Source organism: Bradyrhizobium sp. SZCCHNRI2009 (assembly GCF_032485115.1).
GTDB lineage: Bacteria > Pseudomonadota > Alphaproteobacteria > Rhizobiales > Xanthobacteraceae > Bradyrhizobium.
In genome coordinates this window covers 345,384-359,667 of sequence record NZ_JAUEUH010000006.1, presented here as the reverse complement: position 1 = coordinate 359,667, position 14,284 = coordinate 345,384, and the positions used below count along the sequence as shown (strand labels likewise).

The window sequence follows — 14,284 nt, the reverse complement described above, 5'->3', positions numbered from 1 at the left end:
CGAGTGCGAGCCCGATGGGGAAACGCTAGACCTGGGCAGGAAGAGTGTCAATCAAAATTGACGTCAAATAATATTGACGCAACGAGTGACGTGCGCTCATATGGAGGGGAGGCGCTTATGACCGAGCTCAATGAGACAGCCCGATTTCCGCGAGCCCGCTTTCGGACGAAGCGTGGGCAGCCCGGCTTTCATGCGCCTGCATCGCCACGCATCATCGCGCCGCTGCGCAACACACGTCACCCTCAACTCAACGACGCGATCGAAGCCGAGATCATTCCGCGGCTCGTGATGGCCCATGCCTCCGCGCTCGAACGCGTCCCGGCAATCATCACGGCCTCGGCGCAGGAGGCGGCTGATTTCGCCGAACTCGTGCTCGATGCGGACGATGTTGGCGCGGTGGCCTGCATCCAGGCGCATCGCGATCACGGCGAGACCCTGGAGCGCATCTATCTCGATCTCCTGGTCCCCACCGCGAACCATCTGCGCCATCTGTGGGCCGACGACGAGCGCGACTTCGCCGACGTCACGCTCGCGCTGTGGCGGCTGCAGCAGTTGCTGCGGCATTTCAGCCCGGCCTTCTGCGCCGAGCTCTCGGTCGCGCCCGCGGGGCTGCGCGTGTTGCTGACCACGGCGCCGGGCGACAGGCGCGAGCTGGGCCACATGATGTTCGGTCTCGTGCTGGCCGGCGAGTTCTTCCGTCGCGACGGCTTCGAGACCTGGATCGAGCCGGACACGGCCGATCGCGGCTTCGTCGAGACACTTCGCTCGCAGTGGTTCAACGTCGTCGAGTTCTTCGCCAACAGCGACAAGAAGCTTGACGCTCTCGCCTCGAACATAAGGATGGTCCGGCGCGAGTCCTCCAACCAGGACGTCGGCGTGCTGGTCTGCGGTCCTGCTTTTATTGAACGGCCTGAACTCGTTCTCCTGGTCGGTGGCGACGGTGTCGTCTCCGATCCGAGCAGAGAGGCTTCGCAAGCCCGGCACGTCGTCAGTCTTCTGACCGAACGGCGATAGCTGAGGGTGCAGTGAAGATGAATGCTGGAACGAGACTTGCCGCGCGAAGGCTCCTTGACTGGGAGGACAACGGCGTTGGTGAGGGCGTTCAGAGCTCCGAAAGAGTCGCTTGGCGACCTCAATGCGGATGTTGCGGGCATGCTGGTGGCCGCAGCGTCCGACATTGCGCTCGCGCTCGACGCCGACGGCAACATTCAGGACCTGGCTTTTCAACAAGCCGGCCTGCCGCTTGAACTGAGAAACACAGACGCGTGGATCGGCCGATCCTGGCAAGCAACAGTGTCCGAGGAAAGCCAGACCAAGCCAGAGCTGCTGCTCGCCGAAGCCTCCCAGCGCAAGGTGTCGCGCTGGCGCGAGGTGCGTTATCCGGCCGCGCGCGGACCGGACATCCCGATCCTGTTCGCGGTGGTGGCGATCAAGGGCGCGGCGCGCTTCATCGCGGTCGGCCGCGACGTGCGCGCCACCGCCGCGCTCCAGCAGAAGCTGATCGAGGCGCAAGTTGCCATCGAGCGCGACTACTCGCGCATGCGCAACGCCGAATCGCGCTACCGGATCCTGTTTCAGATCACGGCCGAGCCGGTGCTGATCGTCGATGCGGTGAGCCATCGCATCGTCGAGGCCAATCCGGCCGCGGCCGCCCTGCTCGACCATGGCGCCGCCAATCTGATCGGCAAGCTGTTTCCCGACGTGCTGCTGCTCGACGACATGGCGATGTCGCAATCCCTGTCGCTGGCGATCCGCTCGCAGGGCAAGATCGAACGCGCCAAGATCCGGCTCGACGGTGGCCGCGACTATCTGCTCGACGGCACCTTCTTCCGGCAGGACAACTCGTCGCTGTTCCTGCTGCGGTTCTCTCCGCAGACGTCGCAGCCTGCGCTCCCCAGGACGTCCGACGTCAACACCCAGCTCGTGCAGTTCGTCGAATCGGCGCCCGACGGCTTCGTCATCACCGACATGGACGGCCGCCTGCTGCACGCCAACGCCACCTTCCTCCAGCTTGCTCAGATCGAGAACATGCACCAGATCATGGGCGAGACGATCGACCGCTGGATCGGCAAGTCGGCGATCGATTTCTCGGTCATGCTGGCCAATCTGCGCCAGCATGGCAGCGTGAAGCTGTTCTCCAGCGTCGTCCGCGGCGAGCACGGCTCGCCGGTCGACGTCGAGATCTCCGCCAGCACGGTCGGGGCGCCCGGCCAGGCCCGGCTCGGCTTCACCATCCGCAACGTCGGCCCGCGCATCTCCGGCGACGGCGGCGACCACGGCTATATTCCGCGCTCCCGCGAGCAGCTCGCCGAGCTCATCGGCCGCGTGCCGCTCAAGGAGCTGGTGCGCGAGACCACCGACGTGATCGAGCGGATGTGCATCGAGACCGCGCTCAAGCTGACCGGCGACAACCGCGCCACCGCCGCAGAGATGCTCGGCCTCAGCCGACAGAGCCTCTACGTCAAGCTGCGGCGCTATGGCCTGGCCGAGCCGAGCGAAGAAGACAGCCAGTTGGAATAGGGGGAACAGTTGCAATGACCGAGATCGCGCCCGTCCCCCTCGCTCCCCGGCTTCATCCCTCGGCCGTTCTCGAGCTGTTGAAGCCGATCACCTGGTTTCCACCGATCTGGGCGTTCAGCTGCGGCGTGATCTCGTCCGGCGCGCCACTGGCGCCGCGCTGGCCGGTCGTGATCGCAGGTCTCATGCTCGCCGGGCCGATGGTTTGCGCCACCAGCCAGGCCGTCAACGACTGGTTCGACCGCCATGTCGATGCGCTCAACGAACCGGACCGCCCGATCCCGTCGGGCCGCATTCCCGGACGCTGGGGTCTCTATATTGCGCTGATCTGGACGGTGCTGTCGCTCGGCGTCGCCACCCTGCTCGGCACCTGGGGCTTTGCCGCTGCGGCGCTTGGCCTCGCGCTGGCCTGGGCCTACAGCGCGCCGCCGATCCGGCTCAAGCAGAACGGCTGGTGGGGCAACAGCGCCGTCGGCCTCTGCTACGAAGGCCTGCCCTGGATCACGGCGGCAGCGATCATGAGCGCGCAGGCGCCGTCCTGGCCCGTGCTCGCGGTCGCCCTGCTGTATAGCGCCGGCGCGCACGGCATCATGACCCTGAACGACTTCAAGTCGATCGGCGGCGACCGCGTCAGCGGCGTCAACTCGCTGCCGGTGCTGCTCGGCGCCGAGCGCGCCGCGCGCCTCGCCTGCATCACGATGGCGCTGGCGCAGGTTGCGGTGTTGACGCTGCTCATTGTCTGGAGCCGCCCGGCCCATGCCATCATCGTGGTTGCGCTGATCGCGGCCCAGCTGGTGCTGATGCGGCGGCTGATGACGAACCCGCGCGAGCTCGCGCCCTGGTACAACGGCACGGGCGTGCTGCTCTACGTGCTGGGCATGCTGGTCACGGCCCTCGCGCTGGCGGGGTTGTCGGCATGAGCAACGCTGCGCCCGCTCCTCTGTCCTGGTTCGGCATCGTCAGACTCGGCCTGGTGCAGACCGCGCTCGGCGCGGTCGTGGTGCTGACCACCTCGACGCTCAACCGCGTCATGGTGATCGAACTGGCGCTGCCGGCGATGATCCCCGGCCTGCTGGTCGCGATCCACTATGCGATGCAGGTGCTGCGGCCCTGGCTCGGCCACGGCTCCGATGTCGGCGGGCGTCGTTTCGCCTGGATCGTCGGCGGCATGGCCGTGCTCGCGGCTGGCGGCCTGCTGGCCGCAGCCGCCACCGCGCTGATGGCGGCCCACCTCGCCCTCGGCCTGGCGCTCGCAGTGATCGCGTTCATCATGATCGGCATTGGGGTCGGCGCCGCCGGCACGTCGCTCTTGGTGCTGCTCGCCAAGCGCACCGCGCCAGAGCGGCGCAGCGCCGCCGCCTCGATCGCCTGGATCATGATGATCACAGGCTTCATCGTCACCACGGCGGTGGCCGGCAAGGCGCTCGATCCGTTCTCCGGCGAGCGGCTGATGACGGTGTCGGGCACGGTGTCGGCGATCGCCATGGTGCTGACGCTGCTCGGCGTCTGGGGCATCGAGCAGCCCGACACCTCTGCCGAGACGACCTCCGCCATCGCGGAGCGGTCGGGCTTCATGCAAGACTTCCGCGAGATCTGCCGGGAGCCGCAGGCGCGGCGCTTCGCGATCTTCATCTTCGTCTCGATGCTCGCCTACAGCGCACAGGACCTGATCCTGGAGCCGTTCGCCGGCAGCGTGTTCGGCATGACGCCGGGCCAGACCACGCAGCTCTCATCGGTGCAACACATGGGTGCACTGATCGGCATGATCCTGATGCCGGCGATGGCGAGCCTGCATGCCGATTGGCGGATGCGGCCGCAGCCGTGGATCATCGGCGGCTGCCTCGCCTCGGCGCTGGCGCTGCTCAGCCTGGTTGCGGCCGCGACCGTCGGCCCGGCCTGGCCACTGCGCGCGTCCGTGTTGCTGCTCGGCATCACCAACGGCGTCTACGCCATCGCCGCGATCGGCGCGATGATGAACATGGTCAGCGAGGGCCGCGACAACCGCGAGGGCACGCGCATGGGCCTGTGGGGCGCCTCGCAGGCAATCTCGTTCGGCATCGGCGGCTTTGTCGGCACCGCGGCGGCCGACGCCGCGCGCCATTTCATGCCGACGACCGCCTCGGCCTACGCGGCGGTGTTCGCCGCCGAAGCGGCCTTGTTCGTCCTCTCCGCCTGGCTCGCGATCTGGATCAAGCGCCCGCGCGAGCCATCACCGACGCTGGCGGCGCAGCCGGCCAATCTGGGAGCATGACCGATGAGCCCCTCCTCCAGCCCGGAATGCTTTGATGTCGTGGTCGTCGGCGGCGGTCCCGCCGGCGCCACCGCCGCCAATGATCTGGCCCGCCAGGGTCATCACGTGCTGCTGCTCGACAAGGCCGGCCGCATCAAGCCGTGCGGCGGCGCCATTCCGCCGCGGCTGATCGCCGAGTTCGAGATTCCCGACCATCTGCTGGTGGCCCGAATCTCGTCCGCCCGCATGGTGTCGCCGAGCAACCGAGACGTCGACATGCCGATCGACGGCGGCTTCGTCGGCATGGTCGATCGCGAGCACTACGACGAATGGCTGCGCGCGCGCGCCGCCGCAAACGGCGCGATCCGCCGCACCGGGACCTTCAGCCATATCGCGCGCGACGACGACGGCAAGTCGGTGGTGCACTATGTCAGGCGCATGGACGACGGCAGCATGCGCGAGGACCGTGTGCGGGCCCGCGCCGTGATCGGCGCCGACGGGGCGGTCTCGGCCGTGGCGCGCCAGTGCATCCCCCAAGCCAGCGAGATGCGCTACGTGTTCGCATATCACGAGATCGTCCGCTCGCCGGACCGCAGCCATCCGGTGTTCGATGCCGCGCGGTGCGATGTCGTCTATCGCGGCCGGCTGTCGCCGGACTTCTACAGCTGGGTGTTTCCGCACGGACCGACCACCAGCATCGGCACCGGCAGCGCGCATAAGGGCTTTTCGCTGCGGGGCTCAGTCGCCGAATTCCGCAAGGCCGCCGCGCTCGACGATCTCGAAACCGTCCGCCGCGAAGGCGCGCCGATCCCGCTGAAGCCGCTGTCGCGGTGGGACAATGGCCGCGACGTTGTGCTGGCCGGCGATGCGTCCGGCGTGGTGGCCCCGGCCTCCGGTGAAGGCATCTACTACGCGATGGCCGGCGGCCGCGCCGCGGCCCAGGCCGTCGCCCTGTTCCTGAAGACCGGCGATGCCGCCGCCCTGGCCACCGCCCGCAAATCCTTCATGCGCAAGCATGGCGCCGTGTTCTTCATCCTCGGCATGATGCAGCGCTACTGGTACACGAACGACGCCCGCCGCGAGCGCTTCGTCGCGATCTGCCGTGACAAGGACGTCCAGCAGCTGACCTGGGACGCCTACATGAACAAGGAATTGGTCCGCGCCAAGCCGCTGTCGCATGTGCGCATCTTCTTCAAGAACATCGCGCACCTCACCGGGCTCGCGAGGGCCGCCTAGCGGCTCGCGCAATGGGTGAGCTGTTTCGCAGCCCGCATCTGGTCGACCTGATCCTCGCGGTGGTCGCCGTGGAATTCGCCGCCGTGGCGTGGATCTGGCAGCGGCACCGCCGCGGCATCAGCCCGCTTGGACTGCTGCCCAACCTGCTCGCCGGCGTGTTCCTGCTGCTGGCGCTGCGCTGCGCGCTGATCGGGGCGCCTTGGTTCTGGCTCGCAGGCTGTCTGGCGGCCTCGGGTCTCGCCAACGCCGCCGATCTGCGGCAGCGCTGGCGATGAGGGGGCGGCCGATACCGATCACTTCTTCTCGGAGAACGTCTTCAGATACGCGATGACGTCCTTGCGCTGCTGCTCGTTGGCGAGCTTGAACACCATCTTGGTCGATCCAGTGGCCTGATCCGCTTTGCCCTTGTCGGTGAGGAACTTCTTCAGGAAGGCGTTGGGATCTGGGAGGTATGCGAAGATGTTGTCCTCGGTCCAGACCAGCCCGGCCTCGCCGGCATGCTTGTTCAGCTCAGAATAGGCGAAGCCCGGATAGGTCCCGGTAGGCCGGCCGACCACGCCGGTGAGCACGGGACCGACCGCGTTCTTCGCCTCCGGTCCGATCCGATGGCAGGTCATGCACTGCTTGAAGACCTGTTCGCCCTTCGCAGCGTCGCCGCCGTCCAGCGCCAATGCGGCGCCTCCCGACGTTGCAACCACGACTGCCGCAACCAAACCCGCCTTGAGCATGTGCATCCTCCCAATTTGTCGTTCCGTTAGCCCATGTGACCTCATCGTTACATTTATCAGTGTCATGATATCTTGTCATTCTCACCCGAGTGATTAAGTCGCAGCTCGAACATGCAATAAGCGCAGGGATACCAACGAAAGCTGGATGCTCTGAAATAAGCCTTGACAGCGAGCGCCCTGCATGGGCTAACGACATTCTCAAGACTCTCAATACGTTAGCGGGATGGGGCGCAACACCTTCAAAATGCGCGCCAAATGAACTGGCCGCGATCCCCCGAGCGTCTCAAGAGGGTGCCAAGATAACGGGTGCCAAGACCATGGCCGAGTTTCACGGTCCACGACCCGACGTGACATTGCTGCTGGACATGGACGGCGTGATCCGTGAGGCGACGCTGTCGCCGAACATGTCAGCCGAGAATGTCGACATCTGGCTCGGCCGTCCCTGGTCCGAGATCGTCGATGATGCGAGCGAGAAGATCGAGCGCATCATGCAGGACACCAGGCGGACCGGCATTTCCGCGTTCCGACAGATCACGCAGCGATTCCCGAGCGGTCTCGAGCTGCCGATGGAATTCACGACCGTGCTGCTCGGCGGCCGGGCCGGCATGCTGGCGATCGGCAAGAATCTGCAGGCGGTCGCGGAGCTCCAGGCCCGGCTGATCTCGGCCCAGCAGACCATCGAGCGCGACTACTGGAAGCTGCGCGAGATCGAGACGCGCTACCGCTTGGTCATCGAGGATTCCAACGAGGCTGTGCTGCTGACGAAGGTGTCAGATCTGCGCATCGTCGAAGCGAATCGGACGGCGGCAGCCGCGCTCGGCGTTTCAAGCCGGCGCCGGGACAATCTGGTGGGCCGCGAGTTCCTGCAGGAGATCCCGCAAAAGGATCGCGAGCCGGTGGAGCTGATGCTGAGGCGCGTCCGCGACCAGGGCAAGGCGCCGGGCATCGTGATTCACCTCGGCCAGGACACCGCCCCCTGGATGCTCCGGGGATCGCTGATGAGCAGCGACACCGCCCCGATGTTCCTGCTGCAGATGGCGCCGATCGGCAAGGCCGCGCAGCCCGGTCCGCTGCCCGACGATCCCGAGGCGCTGATCGACAATCTTCCCGATGCCGTCATCAGCATCGATGGCACCGGTGCCGTCAAGCGCGCCAATCGGGCCTTCCTGGAGCTGGTCGAGGTCGGATCGAAAGAGGCGCTGATCGGCGAGAAGCTCAGCCGGTGGCTGACGCGCCCCGGCGCCGACCTTTCGGTGCTGATCTCCAACGTCGAGCGCCATGGAGCCGTCCGACTGCTGTCGACCACGATCCAGGGCGAGCTCGGAACCGAGACCGAGGTCGAGATCTCGGCCGCCGCCCATGGCCTCGACGGCCAGCGCCGGATCGGCCTTGTGTTGCGCAACATCGCCAGGCGGTTGTCGCCCACGGCGGAGCATGACAATCTGCGGGTCGCCCTCGCGGGCATCAACGAATCGGTCGGCAAAACACCATTGCGCGACCTGGTGAGGAGCACGGTCGAAGTCGTCGAGCAGCATTACGTCCGCGCTGCGCTCGAGCTCGCCAACGGAAACCGGACGTCGGCTGCCGAAATTCTCGGCCTCAGCCGCCAGAGTCTTTACGCCAAGCTCGATCGGTATAATCTGAGCCAGCTCGAAGAAAGCGACGAGGAAACCGAAAAGGGGAGATAGTTGCCCGTTCCGCTGACAACGCCGGCCTTCGGCCACGCTACTCTTGCGGATTGCGAGCGTGAACAGATTCATCTCGCAGGCTCGATCCAGCCGCACGGCATTCTCCTGGCGGTCAAGGAGCCCGACAACATCGTCATCCAGGCCAGCACCAATGCGGCCGCCTTCCTCAACACCGGCTCCGTGGTCGGACGTCCGTTACGCGATCTTGGCGGCGATCTCGCGCTGCAGATCCTGCCGCATCTCAACAGCCCGCTCCATCTGGCTCCGATGACCCTGCGATGCACCGCCGGGGCGCCGCCGCGCCGGGTCGACTGCACGCTTCACCGGCCCTCGAATGGCGGGCTGATCGTCGAGCTGGAGCCGGCGACGAAGACGACCAACATCGCGCCTGCGCTCGACGGCGCCTTCCACCGCATCACCTCAGCCTCATCGCTGCTCGGCCTGTGCGACGAGACGGCGACCATCTTCAGGGAGATCGCCGGCTACGACCGCGTCATGGTCTATCGCTTCGACGAAGATGGCCATGGCGAGGTGTTGTCGGAGCGGCGGCGGCCGGATCTGGAGGCCTTTCTCGGCAACCGCTATCCGGCGTCCGACATTCCGCAGATCGCGCGCCGGCTCTACGAGCGCAACCGGGTGCGCCTCCTGGTCGACGTCAACTACAGGCCTGTGCCGCTGCAGCCGCGCATCTCGCCGCTCAACGGCCGCGATCTCGACATGTCCCTGAGCTGCCTGCGCAGCATGTCGCCGATCCACCAGAAATATCTGCAGAACATGGGTGTCGGCGCGACACTGGTGTGCTCGCTGATGGTCAGCGGAAGGCTGTGGGGACTGATCGCCTGCCATCACTATGAGCCGCGCTTCGTGCCGTTCGACATTCGCGCGGCAGGCGAGGCGCTGGCCGAGACCTGCGCGATCCGGATCGCGGCGCTGGAGAGCTTTGCCCAAAGCCAGTCCGAGCTGGTCGTGCGCCGGCTGGAGCAGCGGCTGGTCGAAGCGGTGTCGCGCGACGGCGAATGGCAGGCCGCGCTGTTCGACGGCTCGCAGTCGCTGCTGCAGCCGCTCGGTGCCAGCGGCGCGGCGCTGCTGTTCGAGGGCCAAGTCACGACCGCCGGCGACGTCCCGTCGACGCAGCGCATCCGCGACCTCGCCGCCTGGCTCGATCGCCGGCGCAACACTCCGGGAGCAGCCCCCGAGGGCTTGACGGCGACCAGCTCGCTGACGCTCGATGAGCCGTCCTTTGCCGACATCCGCTCGATCGCCAGCGGCTTGATCGCCGCTCCGCTGTCGGCGAGCGAGGGCGAGTATCTGTTGTGGTTCCGGCCGGAGCAGGTCCGGACGGTGACCTGGGGCGGCGATCCGCTCAAGGCCGTCATCATCGGCGACGATCCGTCGGATCTGTCGCCGCGGCGCTCGTTTGCGAAATGGCATCAGCTGGTCGAAGGCAAGTCCGAGCCGTGGTCGAGCGCCGAGCTCGCCTCCGCCCGCGCGGTGAGCGAAACGGTCGCCGACGTGGCGCTGCAGCTGCGTTCGGTCCGCATGGTGATCGCGCAGGACCAGCTCGCCACGATCAGCGCTCAGGTGCTGCGCTCGGAGCAGCCGGTCATCATCGCCGATGTCGAGGGCCGCATCCTGCTGATGAACGAAGCGTTCGAGCAGCAGCTGCGCGCCCCGCATCCGCACATCCCGCATCTGCGCGATCTCGGCAGCTACTGCACGGCGCCGGCGGAATTCCGCGCCAATCTCGACGACCTCATGCGCAACAAGCGGAGCTGGCGCGGCGAGCTGACACTGACGGGCGGCGCCTCGCCGCAACGGCCGTTGATGGTGCGCGCCGACCCGGTGATCGCACCGTATGATCGCGTGCTCGGCTTCGTGCTGATCTTCTCGGACTTGACCGAGCGCAAGACCGCCGAGGCGGCCCGCGCGCGCTTCCAGGAAGAGATCGACGGCGCCCGCCGGCCGACGCTGCGGCTCGATCAGAGCGCAAGCCTGATCTACAAGGAGCTCGCTGCCTCCACCGTGGAGAACGCGCAGCTCGCGGCGCTCGAGGTGACGCACGGAGCACAGGCCGGCAGCATGCCGGAGATGCTGGAGAGCATCCGCAATTCGACCACGCGGACACTGGAGATCCTCGAGCACCTGGTGTGGTACCGCTCGCAGAGCGAAGAGTGACGGCGGGCCGCAGCTCTCGTCCGGGCGACCTCGACTGCCTTGTCCGTCCTGCCTCCGGAGAGCCAATCTGGATTCGAAAATCTCCCGACGTCGGCCTCTGCGATCCAAGTTGCGGCTGGGCCGAATTGGAAGGGCATATGCGATTGCCCTGCCGGAAAGGAGGAGCGGAGCCCACCGCCCCCGGGGGAGGACGCGGGGTCTCACGCGATCGTATTCGACCAAACCGATGGCGAAGGATCAATCAGGCCTTCGCACATCACGTTCTCAGCCCGGCCGCCTCCTGCAGCGCTTGCGACAGCGTGATGTTCATCTCGAACGCCAATGCCGCCTCCTCGACGACGGTCTCATGCTCCGCCATCGCCGCGCCGGCCTGCTCCAGCACGTCGCGGTAGTCGTCCTTGAACCGCGGGATATCAGCGATCTCGGGGAATTCGTAGAACGACGTCGCCTCGGGCCGTAGCTCGAGCGAACGCGCGAGAATCTTCTTGATGATCTGGCCGCCGCTGAGATCACCGAGATAGCGCGTATAGGCATGGGCCAGCAGCCGATGGCCGGAGCCGGCTCCCGCTTCCTGGATGACCCGGACATAGGCGATGGCCTCGGGCAGCAGCGGCAGAGGGCTCGCATCGAACCACGCAAGATCAAGCTTGATCGCAGCACTGCGATGCAGCTCCGGCCGCACGATGCGGCCCATCACCGGCGTTCCCTGATGGCGGAGCAGCTCCGCTTCGAGCGTCTCGTAGACCGGCAGCAGATTGCGCAACAACAACGCGTAGGCCTGCCGCGTGCCGCGTCCCCGCAGCAGCTCGGCGACGATCCCGGTCCGCTCCGCGGTGACGTGCAGCGTCTTGGTACGCTCGCGCATCGCCTGCAAGAGACTGGCCGGGCGCGCGCTGCGTCCGGCCGTCTCGATCCGATCCAATTCGACTCTGTCCAACATGCCTCGACCTGCAGCAGTCAGCGCGGCGGCGCCAGCCCGTGTTTCACGCCCCAGTCGAACCAGCTGTCGACGACGGTGCCCGACAGTAGGATACCGATGCCGCCGGTCAAGGGACAAAGCACGGCGAACCACCAGGCCCAGCGATGGATCGATTCGGCCGTGGCATTGAAGCCCATCGTCCAGCGCCAGAACAGCGCACCGCGTTCGAAGGCCGTGCCGCGGTCGACGATCTGCTCGAGCTCACGCTCGCCGCCGTAGCGGCTGATCGCGAGCACCGTCGCGCCATGCATCGCGAACAGCAGCGCCGATCCGTACAGGAAGGCGATCGAGAGCATGTGGAATGGGTTGTAGAACAAATTGCCGTGGGTGATGGAGAAGTTGTTGGTCCAGTCGAGATGCGGGAAGATGCCGAACGGCACCGCCTCGCTCCAGCTCCCCATGAAGATCGGCCGGATGAAGCCGAGCACCAGATAGAGCCAGATCGCCGCCGCGAACGCCCACGACACATGCGTGCCGAGGCCGAGCGCCCGGGCGCGGCGATAGGTGCGCGCCCACCACAGCAGGATCGACGTCGTCAGGAAGAAGCCGGCCATCAGCCACCAGCCGCCCTCCTGCAGCGGCGGGAAGATCTGCAGGCCATATTCCGGCGCCGGCGGTTGCAGCGCCAGCCACGGGAACTGTCGAATGAACTCGAGCGGGCTCCAGTTCACCGACGCCAGCATGTTGAGACCGATGATCTCGATCGCGACGAAGCCGGACATCAGCGAGGCGAGGCCAAGGAAGCCGAGATAGACCGGCCCCACCTGTGCGTCGCCGACCTTGCCGAACCAGTAGTTGAAGCTGCCCTTGCCGAGCCGCTCCCAGATTCCGGGCTCGATCGGGATGCCCGGGTAGATCGCACTGCGAACTTGGATCTGCGTGAAGATGTTCTGGTATTGGGCCATGGTGACCTCTCCTTGAACTCATTGCGGCGGCGACCAGATCGGGACCCTGCGCCACCACTCCCACCAGTCCGACCAGGCATTGCCTTCCGGCAGCAGCCAGGCGGGACCGGAGATGACGATGCACACCGCGCTGAAGAACACGGCCGACAACGCCAGGAACAGGCCGACCCGGTGGATGCCGAGCGTGCCGACCGAATAGCCGATCAGATCTCGGAACATCGTGTTCTCGTGCTCCGGCGACTTCATCTCCTCACCCCGGCCCGGATTGCTCGCCGAGAGGATCAGTCCGCCGTGCAGCGCGAGCGCGAGACACGTCGTGAAGAAGAACGTGATCGCGATCATGTGCGCAGGATTGTAGTGGAAGTTGCCGAACTGATAGCCGGTGTTCGACACCCAATCGAGATGGGTGATGATGCCGTAGGGGAAGGCGTAGCTCCACGAGCCCATCAGCACCGGACGGATCACCTCCAGCGTGAAATAGGCGAAGATCGCAAAGCCGAAGGCGAACGGTACGTGATAGCCGATCGCGAGCTTGCGGCAGATCTCGACCTCCCGCAGCGCCCAGGAGACGAATGCGCCATGCGCGCACACCGTGATGAGCTGCCAGAAGCCGCCCTCCGTGAGGGGCGCGAACGACAGCCCGTATTTGGCATCGGGCGGGTTGATGCTGATCTGCCAGAGATTCCACGTCGGTCCGAGCGCCGTGGCGTAGAGGATCAGCGCCACGCCGACGAAGGTGAAGAAGATCGTCGTCACGCCGAAGAAGCCGACATAAAACGGTCCGACCCAGAAATCGAAGAGGTCACCGCCGATCAACGTGCCGCCGCGGACGCGGTATTTTCGTTCAAAGCTGAGCATTGCCATCGGTCCTGCCTCCGCTGCCCGTCGCTCGATATGCTGCGTGTCGTATCGTCGTGTCGTGAATTCGTGGACAAGAGGATTTGGGAAGCGGGCGAACGGGGTCTGCCGCCGTCGCCCGTCCGCTTCCCTCTGGTCGTCGAGCTGTTAGCTGAGCTTCAGCGGGGTCGCCGGCTCGGAGATCGACGACGTCTTCGCTGCACGCGGTCCCTCCAGCCAGTTGAACCGGTTGGTGCTGAGCAGGATGAAGTGAATCACCAATGCCAGCCCGAACAGGAACACGCCGAGAGCCACGAGAACCCTGCGGGGATCGAACAACAACCACAAGCGCCACATAGTTTTCTCCTTTCGATCAGGTCAGGTAGGAGAGCACGATATTGGCGTAGTGGGTCGCCCCATCCAGCGCCGCCGCCTTGTAGCCAGTCGGCCCGGGCAGCCAGGGACGCCACATCCAGGCGAGAATGTGGGCGACGATCGCAACCGCCGTGAAGACCACAAAGCTCGTCATGAAGATGCTATGGAATTCCCTCGCCTCCGCTTCGGTCAGCCCCGACAGAGAGCCTCCCTTGTTTGGTACGTCCACCATAGTGGTACCTCCTGGTGTTGGCCTTTCGGCCGGATGCCACTCACCGAGATGAGCGGCGTCGAAGCGCCATCCCGTCACCGGGATGACATCCATGCGGCGAGCCGCACGAATTCCCTGCAATACTGAGAGAGCGAACTCACAGCTCCCGAACTCAAAGTCCCATGAAGGACGAGGTCGCGCAGTTCGCGGCCTTGATCCTTGCTTCACCGACGATCGCGCCGAGCGGCGCGGGCCGGTGGCCGGTGATGATGGAGCCGATCCGGCGCAGCACGCCCTCGACCATCAGCACGGCGAAGCACACCGCGTAGACCAGGAGATAGTCGATGCGCTCGCGCGATCTCGGTGCGACGTCACGATCCATGCGTTCGTATAACGACATCGT

Annotated in this window: 15 protein-coding genes; 8 read left to right on the top strand and 7 right to left on the bottom strand. The window is 66.0% G+C overall.

Features of this window, described 5'->3' with window-relative positions; genetic code table 11:
* The first annotated feature begins 117 nt into the window (after positions 1-117).
* From QX041_RS22945 to QX041_RS22920, 6 genes are all read left to right on the top strand, one after another.
* Positions 118-1,014: a B12-binding domain-containing protein gene (locus QX041_RS22945; protein ID WP_316166576.1), complete on the top strand. Its 897-nt coding sequence runs from the start codon at positions 118-120 to the stop codon at positions 1,012-1,014.
* A 138-nt stretch (positions 1,015-1,152) separates the two neighbouring features.
* A complete protein-coding gene (ppsR, locus tag QX041_RS22940; protein ID WP_316166574.1) occupies positions 1,153-2,520 on the top strand; it encodes a transcriptional regulator PpsR in 1,368 nt (455 codons plus the stop codon).
* Positions 2,521-2,534: 14 nt separating this feature from the next.
* On the top strand, positions 2,535-3,437 hold the full coding sequence (gene chlG / locus QX041_RS22935; RefSeq protein ID WP_316166573.1) for a chlorophyll synthase ChlG: 903 nt from the start codon (positions 2,535-2,537) through the stop codon (positions 3,435-3,437).
* The gene (locus QX041_RS22930) at positions 3,434-4,768 is read left to right on the top strand and encodes a BCD family MFS transporter (RefSeq protein WP_316166571.1); all 1,335 of its coding nucleotides are present in this window, start codon (positions 3,434-3,436) and stop codon (positions 4,766-4,768) included. Before chlG ends, QX041_RS22930 begins: the two co-directional genes overlap by 4 nt.
* Positions 4,769-4,771: 3 nt before the next feature.
* Positions 4,772-5,983, top strand: a complete 1,212-nt coding sequence (locus QX041_RS22925; protein WP_316166569.1) for a geranylgeranyl diphosphate reductase — start codon at positions 4,772-4,774, stop codon at positions 5,981-5,983.
* Positions 5,984-5,994: 11 nt separating this feature from the next.
* On the top strand, positions 5,995-6,258 hold the full coding sequence (locus QX041_RS22920) for a hypothetical protein (protein ID WP_315714313.1): 264 nt from the start codon (positions 5,995-5,997) through the stop codon (positions 6,256-6,258).
* Positions 6,259-6,276: 18 nt separating this feature from the next.
* Here the strand turns inward: QX041_RS22920 and QX041_RS22915 are convergent, their stop codons facing one another.
* Complete coding sequence (locus tag QX041_RS22915; protein ID WP_315714312.1) at positions 6,277-6,711, bottom strand: c-type cytochrome; 435 nt, start codon at positions 6,709-6,711, stop codon at positions 6,277-6,279.
* Positions 6,712-7,028: 317 nt separating this feature from the next.
* Here QX041_RS22915 and ppsR (QX041_RS22910) point away from each other — a divergent pair, with 317 nt between their 5' ends.
* On the top strand, positions 7,029-8,399 hold the full coding sequence (gene ppsR / locus QX041_RS22910; protein ID WP_315714311.1) for a transcriptional regulator PpsR: 1,371 nt from the start codon (positions 7,029-7,031) through the stop codon (positions 8,397-8,399).
* Positions 8,400-10,574: a GAF domain-containing protein gene (locus QX041_RS22905; protein ID WP_315714310.1), complete on the top strand. Its 2,175-nt coding sequence runs from the start codon at positions 8,400-8,402 to the stop codon at positions 10,572-10,574.
* A 256-nt stretch (positions 10,575-10,830) separates the two neighbouring features.
* On the opposite strand, the gene QX041_RS22900 is transcribed toward QX041_RS22905, so the two are convergent.
* From QX041_RS22900 to QX041_RS22875, 6 genes are all read right to left on the bottom strand, one after another.
* Positions 10,831-11,514, bottom strand: a complete 684-nt coding sequence (locus tag QX041_RS22900; protein ID WP_315714309.1) for a biliverdin-producing heme oxygenase — start codon at positions 11,512-11,514, stop codon at positions 10,831-10,833.
* 17 nt (positions 11,515-11,531) lie between these two features.
* Positions 11,532-12,458, bottom strand: coding sequence for a photosynthetic reaction center subunit M (pufM, locus tag QX041_RS22895; RefSeq protein ID WP_315750173.1), 927 nt, complete (start codon positions 12,456-12,458; stop codon positions 11,532-11,534).
* An 18-nt stretch (positions 12,459-12,476) separates the two neighbouring features.
* A complete protein-coding gene (gene pufL, locus QX041_RS22890) occupies positions 12,477-13,322 on the bottom strand; it encodes a photosynthetic reaction center subunit L (protein WP_315810497.1) in 846 nt (281 codons plus the stop codon).
* Between the two features lie 141 nt (positions 13,323-13,463).
* Positions 13,464-13,652 (bottom strand): light-harvesting antenna LH1, alpha subunit, encoded by a 189-nt coding sequence (gene pufA, locus QX041_RS22885; protein WP_315714306.1) that lies wholly within the window; start codon positions 13,650-13,652, stop codon positions 13,464-13,466.
* 16 nt (positions 13,653-13,668) lie between these two features.
* Positions 13,669-13,902, bottom strand: coding sequence for a light-harvesting antenna LH1, beta subunit (gene pufB, locus QX041_RS22880; RefSeq protein WP_315714305.1), 234 nt, complete (start codon positions 13,900-13,902; stop codon positions 13,669-13,671).
* Positions 13,903-14,053: 151 nt separating this feature from the next.
* Complete coding sequence (locus QX041_RS22875) at positions 14,054-14,281, bottom strand: hypothetical protein (protein ID WP_315714304.1); 228 nt, start codon at positions 14,279-14,281, stop codon at positions 14,054-14,056.
* Positions 14,282-14,284 lie beyond the last annotated feature (3 nt).

Excerpts from the sequence above, each read along its gene's own strand:
- QX041_RS22945 (WP_316166576.1), top strand. The coding sequence starts at position 118 with ATGACCGAGCTCAATGAGACAGCCCGATTTCCGCGAGCCCGCTTTCGG.
- ppsR (WP_316166574.1), top strand. The coding sequence starts at position 1,153 with ATGCTGGTGGCCGCAGCGTCCGACATTGCGCTCGCGCTCGACGCCGAC.
- chlG (WP_316166573.1), top strand. The coding sequence starts at position 2,535 with ATGACCGAGATCGCGCCCGTCCCCCTCGCTCCCCGGCTTCATCCCTCG.
- QX041_RS22930 (WP_316166571.1), top strand. The coding sequence starts at position 3,434 with ATGAGCAACGCTGCGCCCGCTCCTCTGTCCTGGTTCGGCATCGTCAGA.
- QX041_RS22925 (WP_316166569.1), top strand. The coding sequence starts at position 4,772 with ATGAGCCCCTCCTCCAGCCCGGAATGCTTTGATGTCGTGGTCGTCGGC.
- QX041_RS22920 (WP_315714313.1), top strand. The coding sequence starts at position 5,995 with ATGGGTGAGCTGTTTCGCAGCCCGCATCTGGTCGACCTGATCCTCGCG.
- QX041_RS22915 (WP_315714312.1), bottom strand. The coding sequence starts at position 6,711 with ATGCTCAAGGCGGGTTTGGTTGCGGCAGTCGTGGTTGCAACGTCGGGA.
- ppsR (WP_315714311.1), top strand. The coding sequence starts at position 7,029 with ATGGCCGAGTTTCACGGTCCACGACCCGACGTGACATTGCTGCTGGAC.
- QX041_RS22900 (WP_315714309.1), bottom strand. The coding sequence starts at position 11,514 with ATGTTGGACAGAGTCGAATTGGATCGGATCGAGACGGCCGGACGCAGC.
- pufM (WP_315750173.1), bottom strand. The coding sequence starts at position 12,458 with ATGGCCCAATACCAGAACATCTTCACGCAGATCCAAGTTCGCAGTGCG.
- pufL (WP_315810497.1), bottom strand. The coding sequence starts at position 13,322 with ATGGCAATGCTCAGCTTTGAACGAAAATACCGCGTCCGCGGCGGCACG.
- pufA (WP_315714306.1), bottom strand. The coding sequence starts at position 13,652 with ATGTGGCGCTTGTGGTTGTTGTTCGATCCCCGCAGGGTTCTCGTGGCT.
- pufB (WP_315714305.1), bottom strand. The coding sequence starts at position 13,902 with ATGGTGGACGTACCAAACAAGGGAGGCTCTCTGTCGGGGCTGACCGAA.
- QX041_RS22875 (WP_315714304.1), bottom strand. The coding sequence starts at position 14,281 with ATGTCGTTATACGAACGCATGGATCGTGACGTCGCACCGAGATCGCGC.